Consider the following 23,024-nt stretch of genomic DNA (forward strand, 5'->3'; position numbering starts at 1 on the left):
ACCGAACCCGGAAGCTAAGCCTTTCAGCGCCGATGGTACTGCAGGGGGGACCCTGTGGGAGAGTAGGACGCCGCCGAACAAATTTTGAAAAAAGCTCTGTCCCCGGTATTCACCGGGGACAGAGCTTTTTTGCGTTTACCGGTCCTTTCTCGCTGCGAGGGTGAATGAGGGCGAGTGCGTACGCGTGCTCTGTCGGAGTCGAAGCCGGGGCGGTAGCTGGTGGCTGGTATCTGGCGACCAGCCTCCGTCGGCTATCGCGCGAGCGTCTTGTGGGCGTCGGGCCAGCGGGTGCGGGCCTGCTCCTGGGAACGCATCAGGGCCAGCGTCAGCAGGCCCTGGGAACCGCCCGCGGTCAGCAGATCCGGCAGGGCCGGGATGGGCGCCACCGCGGCCACATCGTCCAGGACCAGCGTGAGTGGTGGGTCGAGCCGACCGGAGGATGACCGTTCGGCCATGCGCCGGCCGCGCTCGACCACGCTCGATGCGAGTGCGGTGAGCAGCGGCATCGCACCCGGGTGGGTCCGTGGATCCTCGATGGATTCACCCACCACGTAGAGCGTTCCCCCCTCGGTGATGAATGACTCCAGCGCCAGCCCATCGGCTCTGCCGGGGTTGCAGGCGTCCCGGATGTGAATGGAGGAGAGCGCGCCCAGAGCACGGGCCGTCAGCTCCTGTGCCATGTCGCGTCGTTCGGGGTGGGCCGTCAGCGTGGCCTCCAGCTCCCCGGCCGTGCCGCCCGCCGCCTTCGGGTGTGTACGCAGGATCCGTACCGGCTCATGAGCCGCGTTGCCCTGCGCCCACCGGTGCACCTGGCGGAAGGGCCGGCCGTCCACCGCGGCGGCGTGCAGCCAGCAGCGCAGCAGCGTCTCCGCGGCCTCAGCCGTGGGCCGGTCCAGCGCGTGCCCGGGCCGCACGGGGGCCAGCAGTGCCGCCGCGCGGGCCGCGGCGACCTCCCGGGCGGCGCACCCCGCCGCCGGGTTCCAGCGGAGCCTGGCGGGAGTGTCGAGGAGATGCGAGGGGTCGAAGACGTGCACCGGGCCCAGCTTCGCGCGGGCGTCCTTGGTGGTCTTCCAGAGTTCCGGGTCGCTGGTGACGGCGAGGACGGGGCCCTCGGCGTCCAGTACGGCGCGTACGGCGGCGTCTCCACGCTGGGTGCCGTAGATGAGGCGCGGAAGGGCCGCTTCGGACGCGGTGAACGCCGCTCCGCGCGGAGTGGGCACCGGACCGGTGTCGACACCGGCGGCCTGAGGACCCGACACATGTGGTCCCGACATGTGATGCCCTGACACATGAGGTGCCGGCACATGGGATCCCGTCATAGGGGGACTCGGGACGTGGGCTCCGGCGACGGGCGGGGCATCCGGAACCGGGGCCGTCAGCGGGCCTGTCGCGGCCTCTGAGGGGACGGAGGCGCCGTTGCTCGGCGCGGGTCGGCCGAGGGCCGCCGGATCGCCTTCGTAGGCGCTCAGGCCCTGGGGAAGCCCCGGAACGCCCGGCCCCGAGGGAGGGCCCGCTGCCCCGGGGGCCACCGCGCCCGCGACGTGGGGCTGTCCGGGGGCGCTGGGGCTCGGGATGGTGCCCGGAGGGGCCGCGTCGCCGCGGCCGAAGACGAAGGCGGTGTCCGCGTCGCGCGTCGCGGGGGGCGACGGCGTGGGCCGCGGGGCCGAGCGCGGGTCCGGGGCGGCCGGGAGCCGCCACCCGCCCGCCCCCATGCCGTCGCCGTCCGCACCCATGGCGTCCGCCGCGCCCGAGCCCATGCCCGTCGCCGGGCCCGCGCGGTGCGGATCCGTACCCGCGGCCTCCGCGGGGACCGCGCCCTTGAGGCGCTCGGCGCGGCGGCGGGCGCGCACCAGCCGGTAGCGCGTCGCCGTACCGATCACGAAGACGGCGAGGACGAACAGCACCATCAGCTCGCCGATGAGGATCCCCCAGAACAGCCCGTAACCGGACAGCTGGTCCGGCGGGGTGTCCGGCCAGGCGGTCGGCAGGTCCTGTGGCTCGCCGACCAGGTGTCGTAGTGCCATGGGCGTGCGCAGGAAGCTGACGTTCCGCGGCCAGGAGCCGTGGGCGAGCAGGGCCGAGAGCCCGGTCGCGGACCACACCAGCAGCGTCAGCCCGAGCAGCAAGCCGAGCACGCCGACCAGCAGGCCGTCCGGGATGCCACGCTCCGCCGACCCGCCGCGCCCGCGGGCCCCCGGCCCGCCGCCGTACCCGTCGCCCGGTCCCGGTCGCGCGCTCATGTCACGCCACCGTCGACCCGTACGACGACCCGCCGTACGCCGCGTCGGCGGTCGCCGCCGCCTCCTCGGCCAGGTGTTGCTCCACGGAGGCGGCCGCGCGCTCCTCGGCCTCCGCGTCCGCGCGGGCGGCGAGCTCCAGGGCGAGCCCGTCCTCCGTCATCGCGCGGTCGGTGTAGACGAGGGGCCGTTCCGCCTCGGTGATCAGGTGCTTGACCACTTGGACGTTGCCGTTGACATCCCAGACCGCGATGCCCGGGGTGAGGGTGGGGATGATCTCGACCGCCCAGCGGGGCAGGCCGAGCACGCGTCCGGTGGCGCGGGCCTCGTCCGCCTTCTGGGCGTAGATGGTGCGGGTCGAGGCCATCTTGAGGATCGCCGCGGCCTCCTTGGCGGCGGCGCCGTCGACCACGTCCGAGAGGTGGTGGACGACGGCCACGAACGACAGGCCGAGACGGCGGCCGAACTTCAGCAGCCGCTGGAAGAGCTGGGCGACGAACGGGCTGTTGATGATGTGCCACGCCTCTTCGACCAGGAAGATGCGCTTCTTGCGGTCAGGCCGGATCCAGGTGTGCTCCAGCCAGACGCCGACGATGGCCATGAGGATGGGCATCGCGATCGAGTTGCGGTCGATGTGCGAGAGGTCGAAGACGATCAGGGGCGCTTCGAGGTCGATGCCGGCGGTGGTCGGGCCGTCGAACATGCCGCGCAGGTCGCCGTCGACCAGACGGTCCAGTACCAGGGCGACGTCCAGGCCCCAGGCCCGCACGTCGTCTATGTCGACGTTCATCGACTCGGCCGACTCGGCCTCCGGGTGGCGCAGCTGCTCCACGATGTCGGTGAGGACGGGCTGGCGGTCGACGATGGTCTCGTTGACGTAGGCGTGGGCGACCTTCAGGGCGAAGCCGGAGCGCTCGTCCAGGCCGTGCCCCATGGCGACCTCGATGATCGTACGCAGCAGGGCCAGCTGTCCGGTCGTGGTGATCGACGGGTCGAGCGGGTTGAGCCGGATGCCGCCCTCGCGGGCGGTCATCGGGTCGAGCCGGATGGGGGTTATCCCCAGCTCCTGGGCGATGAGGTTCCACTCGCCGACGCCGTCCTCGCCCTGTGCGTCGAGCACGACGACCTGGCGGTCGCGGAACCGGAGCTGGCGGAGGACGTAGGTCTTCTCCAGGGCCGACTTGCCGTTGCCGGACTCGCCCAGGACCAGCCAGTGCGGGGCGGGCAGCTGCTGCCCGTACAGCTGGAAGGGGTCGTAGATATAGCCCTTACCGGAGTAGACCTCCCGGCCGATGATCACCCCCGAGTCGCCGAGGCCCGGAGCCGCGGTGGGCAGATAGACGGCCTGCGCCTGCCCCGTGGACGTGCGGACCGGCAGCCGTGTCGTCTCCACCTTTCCGAACAGCAGACTGGTGAAGGCGTCGGTGACGGCGCCAATCGGATCGACCACGGCAGAACCCCTCTCGTCCTCTCTACTCTCTCCGGAGCCGCTACCGGCGGATGCCGGTGGCGAACGGCAGGGTGTTCACGAAGGCCCGGTGGTGTTCGCGGTCGCACCACTCCAGCTTCAGATAGCTCTTGCCGGCGGAGGCCCGGATGGTCCGCTTGTCGCGCCCGAGTGCCTCGGGGGAGCGGGCGGAGACGGTGATGTAGCCGACGAGGTTGACGCCGGCGGCGCCGCTGGCGAGGTCCTCGCCGCGCTGGTCGAGCCGGCCGTGGGCGGCGATGTCGCGCGGGTCGACGGTGCGGTTCATCTTCGCCGCGCGGCTGGCCTCGGCCTCGTCGTTGGTCTTCTCGGTCAGCATCCGTTCGATGGCGACCTCGGTCGGCTCCAGGTCCATGCAGACCGCGACGGTGCGGATGACGTCGGGGGTGTGGACGAGCAGGGGCGCCAGGAAGTTGACGCCCACGGGGGTCATGGGCCACTCCTTCACCCACGCGGTGGCGTGGCACCAGGGCTCGCGGGTGCTCGACTCGCGGGTCTTGGCCTGGAGGTACGTCGGCTCCATCGCGTCCAGCTCGGCCGGCCAGGCGTTGCGCTGGGTCATGGCCTGGATGTGGTCGATGGGGTGGTCCGGGTCGTACATGGAGTGGATCAGGGAGGCCAGCCGGCCCTGGCCGAGCGGCTGCCGGACCCGGATGTCGGCCTCGGCGAGCCGGGCGCAGATGTCGGTCAGCTCGCGGGCCATGACCACGGCAAGACCGGCGTCCTTGTCGAGCTTGCGGGTGCCCGCGGTGTGGCGGGCCGCGCGGGCGATGGCCTGCGCCTCGTTGGCGAGCTCGCGGGTGTAGTGCATGCAGGCGACGAGGTAGGCGCGGTGCTGCTCGGAGGAGGTGGAGACCATCGACTGGAGCTGGTCGTAGGAGTCCTTGAGCCAGCCGGGCGCGTCGGGGTCGCCGCGCCGCTCGACGTCCTTGGCGTGCGCGTCGGGGTCGGCCGGGAGCGTACGGGCCAGCATCTGCAGCCGGGTGACGAAGCCGTCCCCGTTGGCGACGTGCTTGAGCAGGGTGCCGAACCGGTCGACCAGGGCCTCCTGGTCCTCGCTGTCGCGCAGGCCCACGCCCGGGCCCTCGATCTCGATGGCGGCGGTGACGGTGCGGCGGTCGGCGTGCAGCAGGACGGCGATCTCGTCCGGGCCGAAGGGGGCGGCGAGCCAGCTGATGCGACCGATGCCGGGCGGCGGGCCGACCTCGATCTCCCGGCCGTCGAAGCGGGTGCCGGCCTCGGCCGCGACCGAGCGGTAGGTGCCGCTCTTGCGGACCGTCCGCTTGTACGAGCGTTTGACTTCGAACCACTTGTAGAAGGTGCGGCCGTTGTACGGCACGTAGACGGCGGCCAGGGCGAGCGTCGGGAAACCGACCAGGGTGACGATGCGCAGGGTGAGCAGCGGCACCAGCAGGCCGCACATCATGCCGATGAACGCGCCGGCGATGATCAGGGTGATCTCGCCGGTCTCGCGGTTCTTGCCGACGATCGCGCTGGGACGGGCGCGACCGATGAGATAGGTACGGCGGGGCGTGATGGGGTGGGACTGGGCCTCAATCGTCAACGCCGGTCACCTCCCGGATGGTTGCTGGTGCGGTTGGACGGGGTGGTGCGGGGGGCGGGGGTGCCGGCGGTGGAGCCGACGCCGGCGCCGCCCGAGCCGGACGTGGAGCCGCCGCCTCCGGAACGGGTGCTGTGGGCGGCGACCCCGCCGGAGACGGGGTTGGCCGGCTTGGGCTGACCACCGCCGCGGGCGCCCCCGCCGGCGTCGCCACCGGTGCCGCGGGCGCTGTGGGTGGTGATGCCCTGCTTCACCAGCGCGGCAGGGGAGCTGACGATCGCCGCGGCCTGGCGCGAGGCCGGGTCGGCGCTGGCGCTGCGGGCCTTGACGATCTCGTCGCCGAAGCCGGGGACGAAGCGGTAGATCATCGCGCTGGCGAAGATGGCCAGGATGATGATCGACAGACCGGAGACGACCGCGGAGAACGCGTCCGGCCCCTCCTCGTCGGCGGACAGCGCGCCGGCCAGGGCGAGTACGACGACGATGACCGGCTTCACCAGGATGACGGCGATCATGATCCCGGCCCAGCGGCGCACATGGCCCCACATGTTCTTGTCGACCAGCCCGGCGTACACGGCGGTGCCCAGCAGCGCCCCCACGTAGAGCAGGGCGGCCCGGATCACCAGCTCCAGGCAGAGCACGCCCGCGGCCAGGATGGTCACCAGCGAGACGACGATCAGCATGATCGGTCCGCCACCGATGTCCTCGTCCTTCTTGAGCGCCTGCGCGAACGAGCCGAAGAAGGCGTCGTTGTCGGCGCCGGTGCCCGAGGCGATGGCGTCGGTGACCGCGTCGGTCGCCGTGACCACCGTGTAGAGGATCAGCGGTGTGAAGGCCGAGGCCAGCACCGTCAGCCACAGGAAGCCGATCGCCTCGCTGATCGCCTCGGTGAAGGGCACGCCACGGATGGCGCGCTTGGCCACGGCGAGCAGCCAGAGGATCAGGGTGAGGATGGTCGAGGCGGCGAAGACCACCGCGTACTGGCGCAGGAACGCTTCGTTGGTGAAGTCGACGCTGGCCGTCTCCTCGACGAGCTTGGAGACCTTGCCCACGATCCACGCGGCGGCGTCGGCACAACCACGGGCCAGGGAGGCGGCGGGGTCGAGGGGGGCGGAGGGGTCCGTCAGATCTGATGGGGAATGATCCCCGTCACCAGGCTTGCAGAGGTCCTTGAACTCTTCGGGGTAGTCCTCACAGTTCTTCCCCGAGGGCCTGGGTGAAGGATCGGCATGCGCCTGAGTCGCCAGCGTCAGCACGGCTGTGTGGGCGGCTGCCAAGACGGTGGCGAACGAGAAGAGGCCACGGCGGTTAACGGGCATACGTGAACCCTCCGAACCCTTGCACGGCATCAGCCATCTCCTCGGCCGAGGAAGCTGCCTGGTCACGGCCGACGGGCGTCGGTCCGTCCTTCTGCGTGACACCGGTGATCTTCCAGTCACCGTTGATCCACTTCAGCTCGAACGTCCTGGTGTACCAGTTCTCGGATACCGGGTTCGTGGAGCCTGTGCCGGCCATCCCGAGAAGAGAGGAGCACCACACGGCAACGCTTGCCGTGTCTCCCTCGAACTTCTCCGCTCTGGCGCCCACTGGCGTGGTGCGTGAGACGAAGGTCATGCCCTCGGGAACATCCCCGTTGGGCTTGAGGCCGACCGCACCGAGGAGATCCTTGTCTGTGTAGACCTTGTCCAGGTCGCTCTGCTTGGTCTCGGCGGTTCCTGGGGCGTAAATGGTTCCCACGATGGCGCGCCGGCTCTCGGTCCGGAACATCTCCGCCGACCCCAGCGCCACCGCGTAGTTCGCCGCCGCGCTCTGGGCGCCTTGCTCCGACTGGGCGAAGCCGGTGGCGATGCCGGTTGCCGTGTCCTTGCCGGAGACGGGTCGTTCCCCCGTGGGGGCCGTCGACTGGGCCTTGGGGTCGCGGCCACCGGAGGAGCCGTCGGAGTCGGAGTCGCCGGAGCCGCCGCCGCGGTTGGCGAAGGCGATGGCGGCGATGAGGAGGACCACCACGCTGACGACGGTGATGAGGTTGCGGCTGGGTTTGGCGGTGCGGGCGCCGCGGCGCGGGGAGCCGAAGGCGTCCGCATCGCCTTCGGGAAGACGGGTACGCGTCAGATGACCGCCGCCGGAGCGGCCGGCGTCGCCGCCGTAGCCGTCGCCGCCGTAGCCGTCGTCGCCGCCGAGACTCATCGCGCGTACGCCCCTTCAGCCGTCACTGTCATGCCGCCCACATATGACGGTAGCGGCGCGGACGGCTGATCGGGGACGACGGTGTGAGTGCACATCAGGCTGACACGACCTCAGCAGGAGGACCGGAGGCGGCGGCCTCGGTGGGGGAGGGGGACCGGTGGGGGTGTGAATGGGGCGGGAGCATGAGCGGGAGGGGCGTCGGGAAGCCGGGCGCCCGTACGCCCAGACGGGTGGCCGGGCGGGTGTCGGGGCGTACGGACGGCGTACCGACGCCGCGCGATGGAGCGGGGTCGAGCGGATCGGACCGGGGGTCAGATGGCCATGCCGTACACGATCGTGAACAGCGTGCCCAGGGATCCGATGATGAACACTCCGGTCAGGCCGGCCACGATCAGACCCTTGCCCTGCTCGGCGCTGAAGGTGTCGCGCAGGGCGGTGGCGCCGATGCGCTGCTTCGCCGCTCCCCAGATGGCGATGCCGAGGCAGAGCAGGATGGAGACCGCCATCACGACCTCGATCATCACCTGAGCCTCGGCGCCCAGCCTCCCGAAGGGGCCCCAGTCTGGGGCGATCCCGCCGATGATGGTCGTGATGTCGCCCTTGTCGGCCGCCAGCAACATTTGAACTCACCGCCCCTTATGGGTCGTTGTGTGCGCCTGCCGTGTGTAACGCACGTTCAGGCTCTATCTTCGCCGACGTTGCCGCTCTCGCATGTCGACTTGACGGCATTTCTTGCCGGATCGGGTCCGTGTTGTAGACCACGCTCGCCCGACTGGGTGCTGGGAGTGTCGACAGGGCGACTTGGCGTCACTCTGTGTATCATGGCCGGTCACGCGCGGCAATCGCCGAGCGGTCGCCGAGCGGTCGGCGGGTAATCGCCGGGCGATCGCCGGCAGTCCGGGCCGGGTAGCGGGCCGCAGGGGCGAAGGGGCGACTTCCGTGGTCTCGCCGTGGGGCACGGCGGCGCCGGGGGCCCCGCCGCCCCGGGTGGCTCCCGGGCCGACTGCCGGGCCTCGGCGACTCCGGGAAGACCGTGTACGTTCGGCGGCTGATGTGGAGTCACGCCGTCCGGTGGCCTGCCGTCCGACGGCTCCGGGGCGTCGACCACCCGGCCGCTCCCGTGCCCGGCCGCTCCCGTGTCCGTGCCCGGCCGCTCCCGTGTCCGTGTCCGACCGTTCCGGTGTCCGTTCACCCGGCCCCGACCTCGGCCCCCTGCCCCTGGCCCGCCCCCGGCGGGTCATTTCGCGCCGTGCATGCGGAAACACGTTCGTAAGGTCGTCGCATGGGGGAGGATTGGCGAGTGCGTAAGGTCTGGCTGGGTGTCAGTGTCGGTGTCGCGCTGTGCGCTTCGTTCGTGGCGCTGCTCGTCATCGGCACCTATGTGGTGGCCGGAAACCTGATGTCCGGTCAGGGGGGCGACACCGTGGGGCTGGCGAAGGGCGCCGTGCCCGCCTCCTACGCCCCGCTGGTGCAGCGCTGGGGGAACCTCTGTCCCGCCATCAACCCGGCACTGCTCGCCGCCCAGCTCTACCAGGAGAGCGGCTGGAACCCCAAGGCGCAGAGCCCGGCGAACGCCAAGGGCATAGCGCAGTTCATCCCCGGCACCTGGGCCGTCCACGGCGTCGACGGCGACAAGGACGGCGACCGCGACATCTGGGACCCCAGGGACGCGATCCCCTCCGCGGCCGCCTACGACTGCTCGCTCGCCAAGTACGTGAAGGACGTTCCGGGCGATCCGACCCACAACATGCTGGCGTCCTACAACGCGGGCGCCTACGCGGTGATCAAGTACTCGGGCGTGCCGCCGTACCGGGAGACGCAGAACTATGTGAAGACGATCACCACCCTCGCCAAGAGCTTCGAGGCTCCGGTGCGGAAGGTGCCGTCCTCGCGGCGGGCCGCCGGGGCGATCTACTTCGCCCAGGACAAGCTGGGCACGGAGTACCTGTGGGGCGGCGACGGCACGCCGGAGGAGGGCGGGAGGTTCGACTGTTCGGGGCTGACCAAGGCGGCCTACCACTCGGTGGGTATCGAGCTGCCTCGCGTCGCCAACGATCAGTGGAACGCCGGTCCGCACCCCAAACGGGATGAGTTGCTCCCCGGTGACCTGGTGTTCTTCGCCTACGACCTCAATGATCCACGCTCGATCCACCACGTGGGGATCTACGTCGGGGGCGGACAGATGATCAACGCGCCCTACACTGGCGCCGTCATCCGTTACGACAAGATCGACACCCCCGACTACATCGGTGCCACGCGGGTGACGGCCGATGGCGCGAAAGCGCTGCCCAAGCCGGACTCAGTGTGAAGCGTTGGCCCTGAGCTGCGACTACGGGTCACCCTTCGATAACGTCCCGGTGATCTTTGGGTGGAGAGTGGAACGCAGAGTGTGATGTGAGCGTTCCCTGGGGGTGAGGTAGCAGCACTACCCAGCGGGGGCCGGCAGCTGCACGAGCGACAGGCAAGAGAAGGGGCCGCGGCATATGGCTGGACTCTCACTGGGGTCCTCCCTGGCGGAGTCAGGGACAGGGTCCAACCCCGACGTCACCCTGCTCTACGACATCAACGGGTTGGCCAAGGACGCCCCGCACTGGTTCGACCGCGTCATGGAGTTCGTGGGCGAGTTCGGCATCATCTTCGGGCTGGCCGTGGTGATGCTCGGCGCCTGGTGGGGCGCGCGCAAGCGGGGCGCTGACGCCCCGAGCGCCGTCGCCGGCCTGGTGTGGGCCCCGCTGGCCGCGGGCGTCGCGCTGATCGCCAACATCCCCATCCGCAACTTCGTGGAGCGCCCCCGGCCCTTCAAGGACCATCAGGGGCTCGAGGTCCTGGTGGCCGGCAAGAGCGACTACTCGTTCGTGAGCGACCACGCCACGCTGGCCATGGCGCTCGCCGTCGGCGTCTTCATGGCCAGCCGGAAGTACGGCCTCGCCGCCATCGGCCTCGCGCTCTTCGAGGGCTTCTGCCGCGTGTACATGGGCGTGCACTACCCGACCGACGTCATCGGCGGCTTCGCCCTCGGCACGGCCGTGGCCCTGCTGCTCGCCCCGCTCGCCATGATGCTGCTGACGCCGCTGGCGACCGCGGTCGCCGGCTCCCCGGTCGGCTGGCTGGTGAGCGCCGCCCCGCGCGGTCGTCCGGGCCACGGGCCCGCCGCCGACCGGCCGGCCATGCCGGGGCCCCGCCGCCGCGGACAGGACGAGGACCTGGCCGCCTGAGCCACACTCCGGTTCGGCCGGACCGGCCCCGTCGGTCGGATCCGCGGCCCGGCCGGCTCGCCCGGTCACGCGGTCCCGGCCCGCCCGCGGACCGCACGGTCGAACGGCCACGAGACCCGGGAACCACGGGAACGGCCCGCCGCTTCACTCAGAAGCGGCGGGCCGTTCCCGTATCCGCGACACCCGCGCCGTAGCCGTAGCCGTACCCGCAGCCGTTGCGCGGCCGCGCGCGGCGGGCGTCCGGCCCCGGCGCGCCGTCTACAGCGCCTGCGGGAAGTCGAAGAGGCGGTGCGGGTCGTACTGCTTCTTCAGCTTCGTCAGCCGGCCCGCGGCGTCCCCGTAGTACGCCTTGCGCCAGTCCTTCAGCCCGGCGTCGGTGTAGTTCTGGTACGCGGCGCCCGAGGCGTACCGGCGCATCGCCGTGTGCGCCCCGTCCAGCCAGGCGGTCTGCGCGCCGCCCGAGCCTCCCGCCGCCCAGGAGGCGGTGTACTGCGCCAGGAAGCGCGAGCGCCGGTGGACGAAGGCGGTGGCCAGCGGGGAGACGCGGTTGACGGCACCGCCCAGCGCGGTGAGCGCGATCGCGACCCCGCCGCCGCCGCTCGTCCGTCGGCCGTACCGCTCGGCCTGGTCGAGCAGCGCCCGGATGCCGGCCGCGCTGAGCGAGCGGTCGAAGAAGTCCGAGCGCGCCGCGTAGGTCTCGCGCTTGAGGACACCGCTCTTGGTGCGGCCGGGCGTCTTGCCGGGCAGATGGCACTGGGTGGTGCTGACGGATCCGCAGCCCGCGTACCGCTCCATGGCGTCCAGGTAGGACCGGCGGCGCAGCGTCACGCTGGAGGCCGGGCCCGGGCCGCCGGCCCGGTCGGCGAGCCGGTCGACGGCGTTCTGCAGCTCGCCGTAGGTGCCCAGCGAGAAGCAGCTCACCGAGACGCGGGGGGTGCTGCCGGGGGTCGCGGAGAGGTGCAGGGCCGACCAGATCTCGTCGGGCTGGCTGGGGCCCCACTCCTGCCAGGCGCGCAGCACGGCCGCCGCCTTCTTCCAGGGCCAGGTGAGGTACGCCGACACGCCGTCGGCCGCCCGGTGGGTGCGGAAGCGCAGCTCGGTCACCACGCCGAAGTTGCCGTTCCCGGCGCCGCGCAGCGCCCAGAACAGATCGGCCTCCCGGTCCTTGGAGACGTCGAGGGTCCGGCCGTCGGCGGTGACGATCCGCGCGCCGGTGAGGCTGTCGGAGGTGAGCCCGTACGCCCGCGACACCACGCCGTGGCCGCCGCCCAGGGTGAGTCCGGAGACTCCCACGGTGGGGCAGGAGCCGGCCGGGATGGTGACGCCGTGCGCCCCGAGCCGGGTGTAGACGTCGATGAGCTTGGCGCCCGCGCCGATGGTCGCGCCGCCGGAGGTGGTGCGGACCGAGGACAGCAGGGAGACGTCGATGACCATCCGCCCGTTTCCGCTGGACCAACCGGCGTAGCTGTGGCCGCCGTTGCGGATCGAGACCCGGGTGCCGTGACGCCGGGCGAAGGCCAGGCACTCGGCGATGTCGGTGCTGTTGGCGACGTACGCGACGGCCGCCGGGCGCAGTCCGTCGAAGCGGGTGTTGTACAGCTGTCGGGCGGTGGCGTAGTCCGCGTCGCCCGGGCGTATCAGCCGGCCCTGGAGGCCCTTGCCGAGGGCCGTCCAGTCCTTGGTGCCCGGCTTGGCCCCACCGGCCGCGCGGGTGCGCAGCGCGGTGGAGCGGAGGTCTGAGGGGTCGGTGGCGGGCGCGGCGCCCGGGCCGCGCCCGGAGGTGGCCGACTCGTCGTCACATCCCGTGGTCCATGCGGCTGCCGCCGCGAGTCCCGTGCTGGCTGCCAGCAGTGTGCGCCTGTCCATAGCGGCCTTCGCCTCCCCGTCCTGTCACGGCTCTGCTTCCCCACTAGCCAGAGGGCTACCGGGGGGCCGCGGTTCCCTCACAGGAGGGGGCGGAACGTGGAGATCCGGGACGCGCGCCCGGGACGGGCCGTACGGGCGCTCAGGCCGGGGTGTGGGAGTCGGCGTCGGCGCGGGCCCGGGATCGCGCCCGCCGTGCGGGGCCGAGCCAGCCGCAGGAGCAGTGGGCCATGGCGAACGCGCCCTTCTCCAGGACGGACGTGTGGTGTTCAGCGAGGCCGGTGTGGTCGGCGTTTCCGGTGTTGCCTGAGTCGCCTTGGTCGAGCACGAGACCACGCTACCTGGCCGTGACGGCCCGCTGGGCCGGGTCGTTGGACACGGTGGGTCTCACGGCAGGGGCGCGTGAGCACGAGCGTGGCCAGGGGGTCGGCGGCCGATGGTGAGACAGCAGCGCGGGCGCGGGTTCGAGGCGCCGGAGCGCGGTGCCTCTCCGGCGGACGGCGGTGTCCGGCGCGGGGCGCTCGCGACCGCGGTGACCGGGAGTCTGATGGCCGGCCTGATGGTGACCTCGGCGGCCTGCTCGGCCGAGACGGTGGTGGTGGACGACCGGCCGGGGGCCCATGGCCACACCGGGAAGCCGGGAAGGCCGGGGGAGTCCGGGGCCGACGCCGGGCCGGGCGCGCTCGGGGCGTCCGGGGAGCGGGAGACGACGACGGCCCGGGGCGAGTTGCGCCGGGCCGCGGACGTGCTGGCCTGGGCCGAGACCTCGCGGGTGCGCACCACCATGGAGACGGCGAGCGGCGGCACCCGGGTCGCGATCCGGGGGAGCGGCCGGTACGACTTCGCCCGCCGGATGGGCCGGCTGCGGGTGGTGCTGCCGAAGGACGCGATGGGGGAGGTCGAGCATGAGCCGATCACCGAGCTGCTGGCGTCGGGCGCGTTGTTCATGCGCAACCGGGGCGCCGGCGTGCCCGCCGGGAAGTGGGTCCGGGTGGACGTCTCGGGCGCCTCGGACGGGAACCTGGTCACCGGCGGGGCGACCGATCCGATGGCCGCCGCCGAACTGCTCCGCGCGGCGCGCCGGGTGACCCTGGTCGGCGAGGAGCGGCTGGACGGCGCCGTGGTGCGGCACTACCGCGGCATCACCGACATCGGCGCCGCGGCGCGGGCCGCCTCCTCCGGGGTGCGGGACGCGCTGGCCGCCGCGGCGAAAGGGTTCGCCGAGGACACGGTGGCGTTCGACGCGTACGTCGACGAGCTGGGGCGGCTGCGGAAGGTGCGGCATCGCTTCACCGTGAGCAAGGGCTGGGGCGACGGCTCCGGCCGACAGGACGTCGTATCGACGGTCGTATCGACGACGGAGCTGTATGACTTCGGGATCGAGGTCGCGGTGCGGCTGCCCGCGCCCGCGGACATCTACACGGGCACGGTCGGACCGCGCCGGGGCTAGCCCCGCGGCGGCGGATTCGGACTCGGCGCCTTGGCAATCGTCTCCGGACCGGCTCTTGAGCAGCGCCCGGTGGGGTAGGGCCGTTCGGATCCCTTCGAAATGGTCCGTCCGTGCCATGCGCGGAGTGTGTACCGATCCCTACGCTGGGAAGCCGCTGCTCGTAGGTGCTCGCGTGTATGCGCAAGAGGAGGTGTGACACGTGGTTGCGCGTCGTGGCTCGGCGGGCCCGGACCCCGTGGCCCTCATCGAGATCGATCTGTACGGCGACCTGATGATCGCCGCATCGAGCGCGGATGAGGACCGGCTCAGTCCGGACCGGATCGACGAGGTTCTCGGGGTGGACGCCGACCGGCCGGACCGATCAGATCCAGCCGCGGAATCCGACCCCCGACAGTAACGTTCCGTAGCCGCGCCGCTGCCGCCGGCCGGCGAGAGGGAAGCCCTGGAGAAAGGGGTCGCGGAGCGCGGGCGCGGCGGGTCGGCGCCGTCCGGCCCGGTCCTCAGGTCCGCAGCAGTCGGGCGATGGCCGCGGTGGCCTCCTCGACCTTGGTGTCGATCTCCTCGCCGCCCTTGACCGCGGCGCTCGCGACGCAGTGCCGCAGGTGCTCTTCGAGCAGCTGGAGGGCGAAGGACTGGAGCGCCTTGGTGCCGGCGGAGACCTGCGTGAGGATGTCGATGCAGTAGACGTCCTCCTCGACCATCCGCTGCAGGCCCCGGATCTGGCCCTCGATCCGGCGCAGTCGCTTGAGGTGCTGGTCCTTCTGCTTGCTGTAGCCGTGCGGACCGAGCGGCCGGCCGGGGGCCGTCGCCTGCTCCTCGTCGTCCGCCGCGCCGGTGCCGGCTGCCATGGTCGTCATCGCGTCCTCCCGTTGCTTTCGCGATACCGCCAGCATACCCCCCGCGGGTATGTGATACCCCATTTGTCCCCTGGCGTCAGGACCCTGTGATGAGCGCGCTGCCTGATAAGCGACACTGGGTGAATGCCGGTTAGCCGTGGCCGGATGATGCGCCTAGCATCAACGAGACCGAATCCGCTGTACCCCGAGGATCCCCAGTGCGCTTTCGTCTGACCCCCAGGGAGACGAGCTTCTACGACATGTTCGCGGCCTCCGCGGACAACATCGTCACGGGCTCGAAGCTCCTGATGGAACTGCTCGGGGCGGACTCCTCCGCTCGGGCCGAGATTGCCGAACGGATGCGGGCCGCGGAGCACGCGGGGGACGACGCGACGCACGCGATCTTCCACCAGCTGAACTCCTCCTTCATCACGCCGTTCGACCGTGAGGACATCTACTCCCTCGCCTCGTCGCTCGACGACATCATGGACGCCATGGAGGAGGCCGTCGACCTGGTGGTTCTCTACCAGGTCGAGGAGCTGCCCAAGGGGGTCGAGCAGCAGATCGAGGTGCTGGCGCGGGCCGCGGAGCTGACCGCCGAGGCCATGCCCAACCTCCGCACGATGACCAACCTCACCGAATACTGGATCGAGGTCAACCGTCTGGAGAACCAGGCGGACCAGATCCACCGCAAGCTGCTGGCGCAACTCTTCAACGGCAAGTACGACGCCATCGAGGTGCTCAAGCTCAAGCAGATCGTGGATGTGCTGGAGGAGGCCGCGGACGCCTTCGAGCACGTGGCGAACACCGTCGAGACCATCGCGGTCAAGGAGTCCTGACCCCCGGCCATGGACACCTTCGCGCTTGTCGTGACCATCGGGGTCGCGCTCTTCTTCACCTACACCAACGGCTTCCACGACTCCGCGAACGCCATCGCGACCTCGGTCTCCACGCGAGCGCTGACCCCGCGGGCCGCGCTGGCGATGGCCGCGGTGATGAACCTCGCGGGTGCCTTCCTGGGCAGCGGCGTCGCCAAGACCGTCAGTGAGGGCCTGATCGAGACGCCGCACGGCGACAAGGGGATGGGCATCCTCTTCGCCGCCCTGGTCGGCGCCATCGCCTGGAACCTGATCACCTGGTACTTCGGCCTGCCCTCGTCCTCCTCGCACGCCCTCTTCGGCGGCATGGTGGGCGCGGCGCTGGCCGGCGGGACCGAGGTCATCTGGTCCGGGGTGCTGGAGAAGATCGTCATCCCGATGTTCGTCTCCCCCTTCGTCGGGCTGCTCCTCGGCTACCTGGTGATGGTCCTCATCATGTGGATCTTCCGCAGGACCAACCCGCACAAGGCCAAGCGCGGCTTCCGCATCGCCCAGACCGTCTCGGCGGCGGGCATGGCCCTCGGTCACGGTCTGCAGGACGCCCAGAAGACCATGGGCATCGTGGTGATGGCCCTGGTCATCGCCGATGTGGAGGACGCGGGCGACCCCATCCCGGTCTGGGTGAAGATCGTCTGTGCGCTGATGCTCTCGCTCGGCACCTACGCCGGCGGCTGGCGCATCATGCGCACCCTCGGCCGCCGGATCATCGAGCTGGACCCGCCGCAGGGCTTCGCCGCCGAGACCACCGCGGCGTCCGTGATGTACACGGCGTCCTTCATGTTCCACGCCCCGATCTCCACCACGCATGTGATCACCTCGGCGATCATGGGTGTCGGCGCGACGAAGCGGGTGAGCGCGGTGCGCTGGGGCGTCGCGAAGAACATCATCCTCGGGTGGTTCATCACCATGCCGGCCGCGGCCCTGGTCGCCGCGTTCAGCTTCTGGGTCGTGAGCCTCGCCTTCGGCTGACGGTCGGGTGCGGGGCGTCGGCCGACGCCCCGCACCCCCGACCCGCACCTGACGCATACGGAAGGGCCCGCCCCCGGGAGCCGGGGGCGGGCCCTCTTTCTCACCTTGCGGCGGCACCGCCATGCAGCGCCGCAAGGCAGCCTCCGTCGGCCGTGGGCGCCGGGCCGGTCAGCCGGCCACGGACGCCGCGCCGGTCAGCCGAAGCGGCCCGAGATGTAGTCCTCGGTGGCCTGGACCGACGGGTTGGAGAAGATCCGCTCCGTCTCGTCGATCTCGATCAGCTTGCCCGGCTGCCCGACGCCCGCCAGGTTGAAGAAGGCCGTGCGGTCCGAGACACGCGCCGCCTGCTGCATGTTGTGGGTCACGATCACGATCGTGAACCGCTCCTTGAGCTCGCCGATCAGGTCCTCGATGGCGAGGGTCGAGATCGGGTCGAGCGCCGAGCAGGGCTCGTCCATCAGCAGCACCTGCGGCTCGACGGCGATCGCCCGGGCGATGCACAGTCGCTGCTGCTGACCGCCCGAGAGGCCGGCGCCCGGCTTGTTGAGCCGATCCTTGACCTCGTTCCAGAGGTTGGCGCCCTTCAGGGACTTCTCCACGACGTCGGCCAGCTCGCTCTTCTTGTACGAGCCGTTGAGCCGGAGCCCGGCCGCGACATTGTCGAAGATCGACATGGTCGGGAAGGGGTTGGGGCGCTGGAACACCATGCCGACCGTGCGGCGCACCGCCACCGGGTCGACACCGGCCCCGTAGAGGTTCTCGTCGTCCAGCATCACCTTGCCCTCGACGCGGCCGCCGGGGGTGACCTCGTGCATGCGGTTCAGGGTGCGCAGGAAGGTGGACTTGCCGCAGCCGGACGGGCCGATGAAGGCGGTCACGGAGCGGGGTTCAACGGTCATCGAGATGTCCTCGATGGCCTTGTGGTTGCCGTAGAAGGCGGTGAGGCCGCTGACGTCGATTCGCTTGGCCATGGAAATCACTTCTCTTCGAGGTTGGCCGCCTCGCGGCGGAGCCGCAATTGCTTAGCGACCGGTCTTCGGGGCCTTCCAGCGGGCGATGCCGCGGGCCACCAGGTTCAGGATCATGACGAAGGCGATGAGGAGCAGCGCCGCTGCCCAGGCCCGGTCGAAGGAGGGTTCGTTGCCCTGGCCCCACTGCTCGTAGATGTAGTACGGCAGGGAGGACTGCGCGCCGTTGAAGGGGTCGTTGTTGATCGAGTTCGATCCGAAGACCAACAGCATGATCGGGGCCGTCTCACCGGCGATACGGGCCACGGCGAGCATCACGCCCGTGGTGATACCGCCGATGGCGGTGGGCACGACCACCTTCAGGATGGTGCGCCACTTGGGCACGCCCAGGGCGAGCGAGGCCTCACGCAGCTCGTTGGGGACGAGCTTGAGCATCTCCTCGGTGGAGCGGACGACCACCGGCATCATCAGGATCGCGAGAGCCATCGCGCCCGCGAAGCCGGAGTACTCGAAGTCCAGCGCGATGATCCAGAAGCTGAGGATGAACAGGCCGGCCACGATCGACGGGACGCCGGTCATGACGTCGACGAAGAAGGTGACGGCCTTGGCGAGCCTCCCGCGGCCGTACTCCACCAGGTAGATGGCGGTCAGCAGGCCGATCGGGGTCGCGATCAGGGTGGCGATGCCGACCTGCTCCAGGGTCCCGATGAGCGCGTGGTAGGCGCCGCCGCCGGGGAAGATGCCCTGGGTGCCCTCCATGGAGTGGCTGAGGAAGTAGCCGTCGAGGACCTTGCGGCCGCGGGCGATGGTCTCCCAGATCAGCGAGACCAGCGGGATCACGGCGAGCAGGAAGCAGACCCAGACCAGGCTGGTCGCCAGCCGGTCCTTGGCCTGGCGGGAGCCCTCGACCTTGGCGGCGAGGACATAGCTGACCAGGACGAAGAGCAGGGAGGCGATCAGGCCCCACTGGATCTTGCTGTGCAGGTCGAAGCCGAGCCCGATGCCGGAGCCCGCGGCGACGGCGCCGACGGCGATGGCGTACGGGGTCCAGCGGGGAAGCCGGGGCTGGCGCAGCGGGGCCGGCGGCGGCACGTTGTCCGCGGCGGGACGCTTGTCCATCAGCACGTCACTCATGCGTGGGCCCCTTCATTCGCTTCTCCGCCCGCGCGGCGCAGAGGTGCGGCCTTCGTACTCGTCTGCGGCTGAGCGGCCGCGCGTGCGTCGCTCATGCGTGGGCCCCTTCATTCGCTTCTCCGCCCGCGCGGCGCAGAGGTGCGGCCTTCGTACTCGTCTGCGGCTGAGCGGCCGCGCGTGCGTCGCTCATGCGTTGGCCCCCGAGTACTCCTTGCGGCGGGCGATGATCATGCGGGCCGCTCCGTTGACCAGCAGGGTGATGACGAAGAGCACCAGGCCCGAGGCGATCAGGGCGTCACGGCTGATGCTGCCCTCGATGTCGGTGGCCTCCTTGAAGCGCGCGGCGATGTTCTGCGCGAAGGTGCCGCCACCCGGGTCCAGCAGGCTGGTGATGATGTCGTTGCTCGGGGAGAGCACGGTGGCCACGGCCATGGTCTCGCCCAGCGCGCGGCCCAGGCCGAGCATCGAGGCGCTGATGATGCCGGAGCGGCCGAAGGGCAGCACCGACATCCGGATGACCTCCCAGCGCGTGGCGCCGAGGGCCAGTGCGGCCTCCTCGTGCATCTTGGGGACCTGGAGGAAGACCTCGCGGCTGACGCTGGTGACGATCGGCAGGATCATGACCGCCAGCAGGATGCCGACGGTGAACAGCGAGCGCGCGGCGCCGTCGTTGTACTCGAAGATCCCGGTCCAGCCCAGGTACTCGTCGAACCACTCGTAGAGGCCGCTCAGGTGCGGGACCAGGAAGAGCGCGCCCCACAGGCCGTAGACGATGCTGGGGACGGCGGCGAGCAGGTCGATGACGTACGCGATGGGCGCGGCGAGCCGGCGCGGGGCGTAGTGCGAGATGAACAGCGCGATGCCGACGGCGACCGGGACGGCGATCACCAGCGCGATGATCGAGGTCACGATGGTGCCGTAGGCGAGCACCGCGATGCCGAACACCGGCGGGTTGGCGTTGGCGTTCCACTCGAAGGTGGTGAAGAAGTTGCCCTCGTCCTTGGAGATGGCGTTCACCGAGCGGAGGGTGAGGAAGACCGCGATCGCGGCCATGATCACCAGGAGGGTGACGCCGGCGCCCCGGGCCAGGCCGACGAAGATCTTGTCACCGATGCGGCCGGTGCTCTTGTCGCGCGCCGCCGGTGGAGGCGCGGCTGGGAAGTCTGGCTTTATATCCGTTTTCATGGGTTCTCCGGTCTGCGAAGCGCGCCGGGGCGCGGCGGCTTCTGGTGCGGCGGTGCACCGGATGGCGCGGCCGGCTCCGCTCCAGCGGGGCTGAAGGGGAACCGGCCGCACTCTTCAGATCAGGTCGGGCCGGATACGGGTCAGGAGATGCTGCTGACGCTCTGGCGGACCTTGGCGATGATCTCGGCCGGGATCGGGGCGTAGCCGAGCTCCTTGAGGGAGGTCTGCCCGCCCTCGCTGGCGGCGTACTCAAGGAAGGACTTGGTCGCGGCCAGGGTGTCGGCCTTGTTGCCCTTGTCGCAGGCGATCTCGTAGGTCACCAGGGTGATCGGGTAGGCGCCGTCGGCCTTGGTGTCGTAGGCCAGGTCCAGCCCGAGGTCCTTGCCCTGGCCGACGACCTTGGCCTCGGCGATCGCCTTGGAGGCGTTGTCGACGGTGGCCGGGACCGGGGCGGAGGCGCCGGTGTCGAGGTCGACGGTCTTGAGGCTCTGGGAGGTGGCGTAGGACAGCTCGAAGTAGGAGATCGCGCCGTTGACCTGCTTCACCTGCGAGGAGACACCGGAGGAGCCGTCGGCGGACTGGCCGCCCTTGCCCTCCCAGGCCTTGCCCGGCTCGTGCTTCCACGCCTCGGGCGCGGCGGCCTTGAGGTACTTGGTGAAGTTGTCGGTGGTGCCCGACTCGTCGGAGCGGTGGAACGCCTGGATCTTCAGGTCGGGAAGCTTGGCGTCCGGGTTCAGCTTCTTGATCGCCTCGTCGTTCCAGTTGGTGATCTTCGAGTCGAAGATGTCGGCGAGGGTCTTGGCGTCCAGGACCAGCTTGTCCACGCCGGAGATGTTGAAGCCGACCGCGATCGGGCCGCCGACCATCGGCAGGTTGATCCCCTTGCCGCCCTTGCAGACCTTCTCGGAGGCGGTGACCTCTTCGGGCTTCAGCTTGGAGTCCGAACCGGCGAAGGCGGTCTTGCCCTGCAGGAACTCCTGGATGCCGGCGCCGGAGCCGGTGGCCTTGTAGTTGATCTTGACGTCGTCGCAGGCGCCGCCGTAGTTCTTGATCCACAGGTCCATGGCGTTCTTCTGCGCCGAGGAGCCGGAGGCGAGCAGGTTGCCCGAGCCATCGCACTTGATGTTGCTGGTCGCCTTCGACGAGCCGCCGCCGGAGGAGCCGCTGTTGTCATCCGAACCGCACGCCGAGAGGACGAGGACACCGGAGACGACGAGGGCACCGGCGGCGATGGCGCGAAGCCGGTTGTTGCGCTGAAGCTTCACTTTTCGGGAGTTCCTTCCGGGAGCCGCCGGTGGGGACGGCGTGCGAGGAGACAGGTGGGGTGCGGTCCGACGTCAGTCGTGACGCGCTGCGACCGCATCCGTCGCGGTCCGCACCTCGTAGCGCCGAAATTAGGCAGATCAGGTGAAGCCGCCGATGGGGGTGAGTGAACGAGAGGTGAACCTCGCCCGTCAGGGTGGTGGCGCACTCCGGCGTGCATTCCATGGTGCACCTCTTGCCGCGCACGCGGGCCTCGCAGGCGCGCCACCCGCCGTGCGCCCGTCACGCGCCCGCGGTGCGCCGGCCCGGTCCGCCACGCGGGCCGCGCTCTGTCGGAATGCGTAAGGGCGTGTCACTATCCGTCCCTACGCGTCAGTAAGGCGTCGGCCGCGGGACTCCGGCGCCTGCGGGAGGGACGGAGGCGGCCGGTGGGGCGCGACGGCAGGGCGGGGCGCGGCAGAGGAAGGGGTGCGGGCGTCCTCACGGCGACCGCGGTGGTCTGTGCGGTGGGGATGCTGTGCCTCCCCGACGGGGGGTACGCGGCGCCGGGCCGTCCGGAGCCCCCACCCAGACCGACGCCGTCCGCGGGCCCGGGGGGCGGCCCGGGCGCGGGATCGCCCTCGGCGACGGCGTCCCCCGGCTCCCCCGCCCCCTCCGGCTCCCCCGCCCCCTCCGGCTCGGCGGATCCCTCCGGCTCCGCGGACGACCGGCCCAGCGTGGCCGAGGTGCACCGACAGGTGGAGACCCTCTATCGGCAGGCCGAGGCCGCGACCGACGCCTACAACCTGGCGCGGGAGAAGCAGGCCCGCCAGGAGAAGGAGATCGTGCGGATCGCCCAGGCGGTGGTGCGCACCCAGGGCGAGCTGGTCACGCTCAAGCGGCAGGCGGGCGCGATGGCCCGGGCGCAGTACCGGCACGGCGGCAGTGTGCCGCCCGAGGCCAGGCTGCTGCTCTCGGACGACCCGGAGGACTTCCTCAAGGGGGTCGATCTGGTACGCAAGGGACAGCGGGCCACCCATGGGGTGATCGCCCGGCTGGCGGCGACCCAGACCACCCTCGACCGTTACGCCGAGTCCGCCACCCGGGAGTGGCAGGGCCTCGACCGGAGCCGGGCGCGGAAGGCGGCCGCGCGGCAGCGGGTGCGGGCCAAGCTGGCGCGGGCGAAGCAGTGGGAGGCGCGGCTGAAGAAGGAGGAGCGGGAGCGGCTGCGGAAGCTGGAGGAGGAGAAGGAACGCGCGGCCCAGACCCGCTGGCTCGGCTCCGGAATACTCGACGACATCACCGGCGGGGCCACCCCGGCGGGTCGGCGGGCGGTCGACTTCGCGACGGCGCAGATCGGCAAGGACTATGTGTGGGGTGCCGAGGGGCCGGACTCTTTCGACTGTTCGGGGCTCACCTCGAAGGCGTGGTCGGCGGCCGGCCACACGATCCCGCGGACCTCGCAGGAGCAGTGGAAACAACTGCCGAAAGTGGATATCGAGCACATGCGCCCCGGCGATCTGATCATTTATTTCAAAGACGCCAGCCATGTCGGCATGTATGTCGGGGACGGCACGATGGTGCACGCGCCGCGGCCGGGTCGGCAGATCACCATGGCGGGCGCCGGCTCCATGCCGATCCTGGGCGTGGTGCGGCCGGGTGAGTGAGCCGCGGGGGCGCCACGAGTGAGCCGCGGGGCGCGTCACAGGGGAGCCGCAGGGCGCGCCACAGATGCGCCGCGGGGTGTGCCGGCGCCGTTCCACGGGCCGTTTCCGGGGCGCCGGTGGCGCTCCGTGGTGGTGCGTGGCGTGGT

General features: G+C 71.0%; 20 protein-coding genes and 1 rRNA gene. 8 read left to right on the forward strand and 13 right to left on the reverse strand.

The genetic code is table 11. The features are described from left to right. Positions 1–79, forward strand: a 5S ribosomal RNA gene (rrf, locus tag CD790_RS32050); the annotation flags it as partial. 172 nt (positions 80–251) lie between these two features. Here rrf and CD790_RS32055 read toward each other — a convergent pair. From CD790_RS32055 to CD790_RS32080, 6 genes are all read right to left on the reverse strand, one after another. Then, a complete protein-coding gene (locus CD790_RS32055) occupies positions 252–2,240 on the reverse strand; it encodes a TraM recognition domain-containing protein (protein WP_260868047.1) in 1,989 nt (662 codons plus the stop codon). Position 2,241: 1 nt separating this feature from the next. Beyond that, on the reverse strand, positions 2,242–3,687 hold the full coding sequence (locus CD790_RS32060; protein ID WP_144386906.1) for an ATP-binding protein: 1,446 nt from the start codon (positions 3,685–3,687) through the stop codon (positions 2,242–2,244). 40 nt (positions 3,688–3,727) lie between these two features. Further along, positions 3,728–5,281, reverse strand: coding sequence for an SCO6880 family protein (locus CD790_RS32065; protein ID WP_144386978.1), 1,554 nt, complete (start codon positions 5,279–5,281; stop codon positions 3,728–3,730). Positions 5,282–5,283: 2 nt separating this feature from the next. After that, on the reverse strand, positions 5,284–6,603 hold the full coding sequence (locus CD790_RS32070) for a hypothetical protein (RefSeq protein ID WP_144386907.1): 1,320 nt from the start codon (positions 6,601–6,603) through the stop codon (positions 5,284–5,286). Next, a complete protein-coding gene (locus CD790_RS32075; protein ID WP_144386908.1) occupies positions 6,593–7,471 on the reverse strand; it encodes a hypothetical protein in 879 nt (292 codons plus the stop codon). Before CD790_RS32075 ends, CD790_RS32070 begins: the two co-directional genes overlap by 11 nt. A 311-nt stretch (positions 7,472–7,782) precedes the next feature. Then, positions 7,783–8,091 (reverse strand): hypothetical protein, encoded by a 309-nt coding sequence (locus CD790_RS32080; protein WP_144386909.1) that lies wholly within the window; start codon positions 8,089–8,091, stop codon positions 7,783–7,785. A gap of 662 nt (positions 8,092–8,753) precedes the next feature. Here CD790_RS32080 and CD790_RS32085 point away from each other — a divergent pair. Together CD790_RS32085 and CD790_RS32090 are read left to right on the forward strand one after the other, a co-directional pair. Further along, a complete protein-coding gene (locus CD790_RS32085) occupies positions 8,754–9,779 on the forward strand; it encodes a bifunctional lytic transglycosylase/C40 family peptidase (RefSeq protein WP_144386910.1) in 1,026 nt (341 codons plus the stop codon). A gap of 175 nt (positions 9,780–9,954) precedes the next feature. Next, positions 9,955–10,686 carry a phosphatase PAP2 family protein gene (locus CD790_RS32090; protein WP_144386911.1) on the forward strand — a complete coding sequence of 244 codons (732 nt, stop codon included), beginning with the start codon at positions 9,955–9,957 and terminating at the stop codon, positions 10,684–10,686. Positions 10,687–10,944: 258 nt separating this feature from the next. Here the strand turns inward: CD790_RS32090 and CD790_RS32095 are convergent, their stop codons facing one another. Then, the gene (locus CD790_RS32095; RefSeq protein ID WP_144386912.1) at positions 10,945–12,552 is read right to left on the reverse strand and encodes an FAD-binding oxidoreductase; all 1,608 of its coding nucleotides are present in this window, start codon (positions 12,550–12,552) and stop codon (positions 10,945–10,947) included. A 139-nt stretch (positions 12,553–12,691) separates the two neighbouring features. Beyond that, a complete protein-coding gene (locus tag CD790_RS32100; protein WP_144386913.1) occupies positions 12,692–12,877 on the reverse strand; it encodes a hypothetical protein in 186 nt (61 codons plus the stop codon). A 219-nt stretch (positions 12,878–13,096) separates the two neighbouring features. Here CD790_RS32100 and CD790_RS32105 point away from each other — a divergent pair, with 219 nt between their 5' ends. Both CD790_RS32105 and CD790_RS32110 read left to right on the forward strand, forming a co-directional pair. Next, positions 13,097–13,999: a hypothetical protein gene (locus tag CD790_RS32105; RefSeq protein ID WP_144386979.1), complete on the forward strand. Its 903-nt coding sequence runs from the start codon at positions 13,097–13,099 to the stop codon at positions 13,997–13,999. A gap of 199 nt (positions 14,000–14,198) precedes the next feature. Then, positions 14,199–14,396 carry a hypothetical protein gene (locus CD790_RS32110; protein ID WP_144386914.1) on the forward strand — a complete coding sequence of 66 codons (198 nt, stop codon included), beginning with the start codon at positions 14,199–14,201 and terminating at the stop codon, positions 14,394–14,396. 103 nt (positions 14,397–14,499) lie between these two features. Here CD790_RS32110 and CD790_RS32115 read toward each other — a convergent pair whose 3' ends face one another. Further along, positions 14,500–14,856, reverse strand: coding sequence for a metal-sensitive transcriptional regulator (locus tag CD790_RS32115; RefSeq protein ID WP_144386915.1), 357 nt, complete (start codon positions 14,854–14,856; stop codon positions 14,500–14,502). Between the two features lie 197 nt (positions 14,857–15,053). Here CD790_RS32115 and CD790_RS32120 point away from each other — a divergent pair, with 197 nt between their 5' ends. Then, on the forward strand, positions 15,054–15,674 hold the full coding sequence (locus tag CD790_RS32120) for a DUF47 domain-containing protein (protein WP_144386916.1): 621 nt from the start codon (positions 15,054–15,056) through the stop codon (positions 15,672–15,674). A gap of 9 nt (positions 15,675–15,683) precedes the next feature. Continuing rightward, a complete protein-coding gene (locus CD790_RS32125) occupies positions 15,684–16,682 on the forward strand; it encodes an inorganic phosphate transporter (RefSeq protein WP_144386917.1) in 999 nt (332 codons plus the stop codon). A gap of 194 nt (positions 16,683–16,876) precedes the next feature. Here the strand turns inward: CD790_RS32125 and pstB are convergent, their stop codons facing one another. The 4 genes from pstB to pstS all read right to left on the reverse strand — a co-directional run bounded on the left by pstB (position 16,877) and on the right by pstS (position 21,234). Beyond that, on the reverse strand, positions 16,877–17,653 hold the full coding sequence (gene pstB / locus CD790_RS32130; RefSeq protein ID WP_144386918.1) for a phosphate ABC transporter ATP-binding protein PstB: 777 nt from the start codon (positions 17,651–17,653) through the stop codon (positions 16,877–16,879). Positions 17,654–17,704: 51 nt separating this feature from the next. Then, the gene (gene pstA, locus CD790_RS32135) at positions 17,705–18,784 is read right to left on the reverse strand and encodes a phosphate ABC transporter permease PstA (RefSeq protein ID WP_144386919.1); all 1,080 of its coding nucleotides are present in this window, start codon (positions 18,782–18,784) and stop codon (positions 17,705–17,707) included. A gap of 186 nt (positions 18,785–18,970) precedes the next feature. Then, positions 18,971–19,969 carry a phosphate ABC transporter permease subunit PstC gene (pstC, locus tag CD790_RS32140; RefSeq protein WP_144386920.1) on the reverse strand — a complete coding sequence of 333 codons (999 nt, stop codon included), beginning with the start codon at positions 19,967–19,969 and terminating at the stop codon, positions 18,971–18,973. A gap of 140 nt (positions 19,970–20,109) precedes the next feature. Then, the gene (pstS, locus tag CD790_RS32145) at positions 20,110–21,234 is read right to left on the reverse strand and encodes a phosphate ABC transporter substrate-binding protein PstS (protein WP_144386921.1); all 1,125 of its coding nucleotides are present in this window, start codon (positions 21,232–21,234) and stop codon (positions 20,110–20,112) included. Positions 21,235–21,957: 723 nt separating this feature from the next. Here pstS and CD790_RS32150 point away from each other — a divergent pair. Then, on the forward strand, positions 21,958–22,878 hold the full coding sequence (locus CD790_RS32150) for a C40 family peptidase (protein ID WP_313956564.1): 921 nt from the start codon (positions 21,958–21,960) through the stop codon (positions 22,876–22,878). Positions 22,879–23,024 lie beyond the last annotated feature (146 nt).

The sequence above is a fragment of the Streptomyces sp. SAJ15 genome, assembly GCF_007595705.1.
GTDB lineage: Bacteria > Actinomycetota > Actinomycetes > Streptomycetales > Streptomycetaceae > Streptomyces.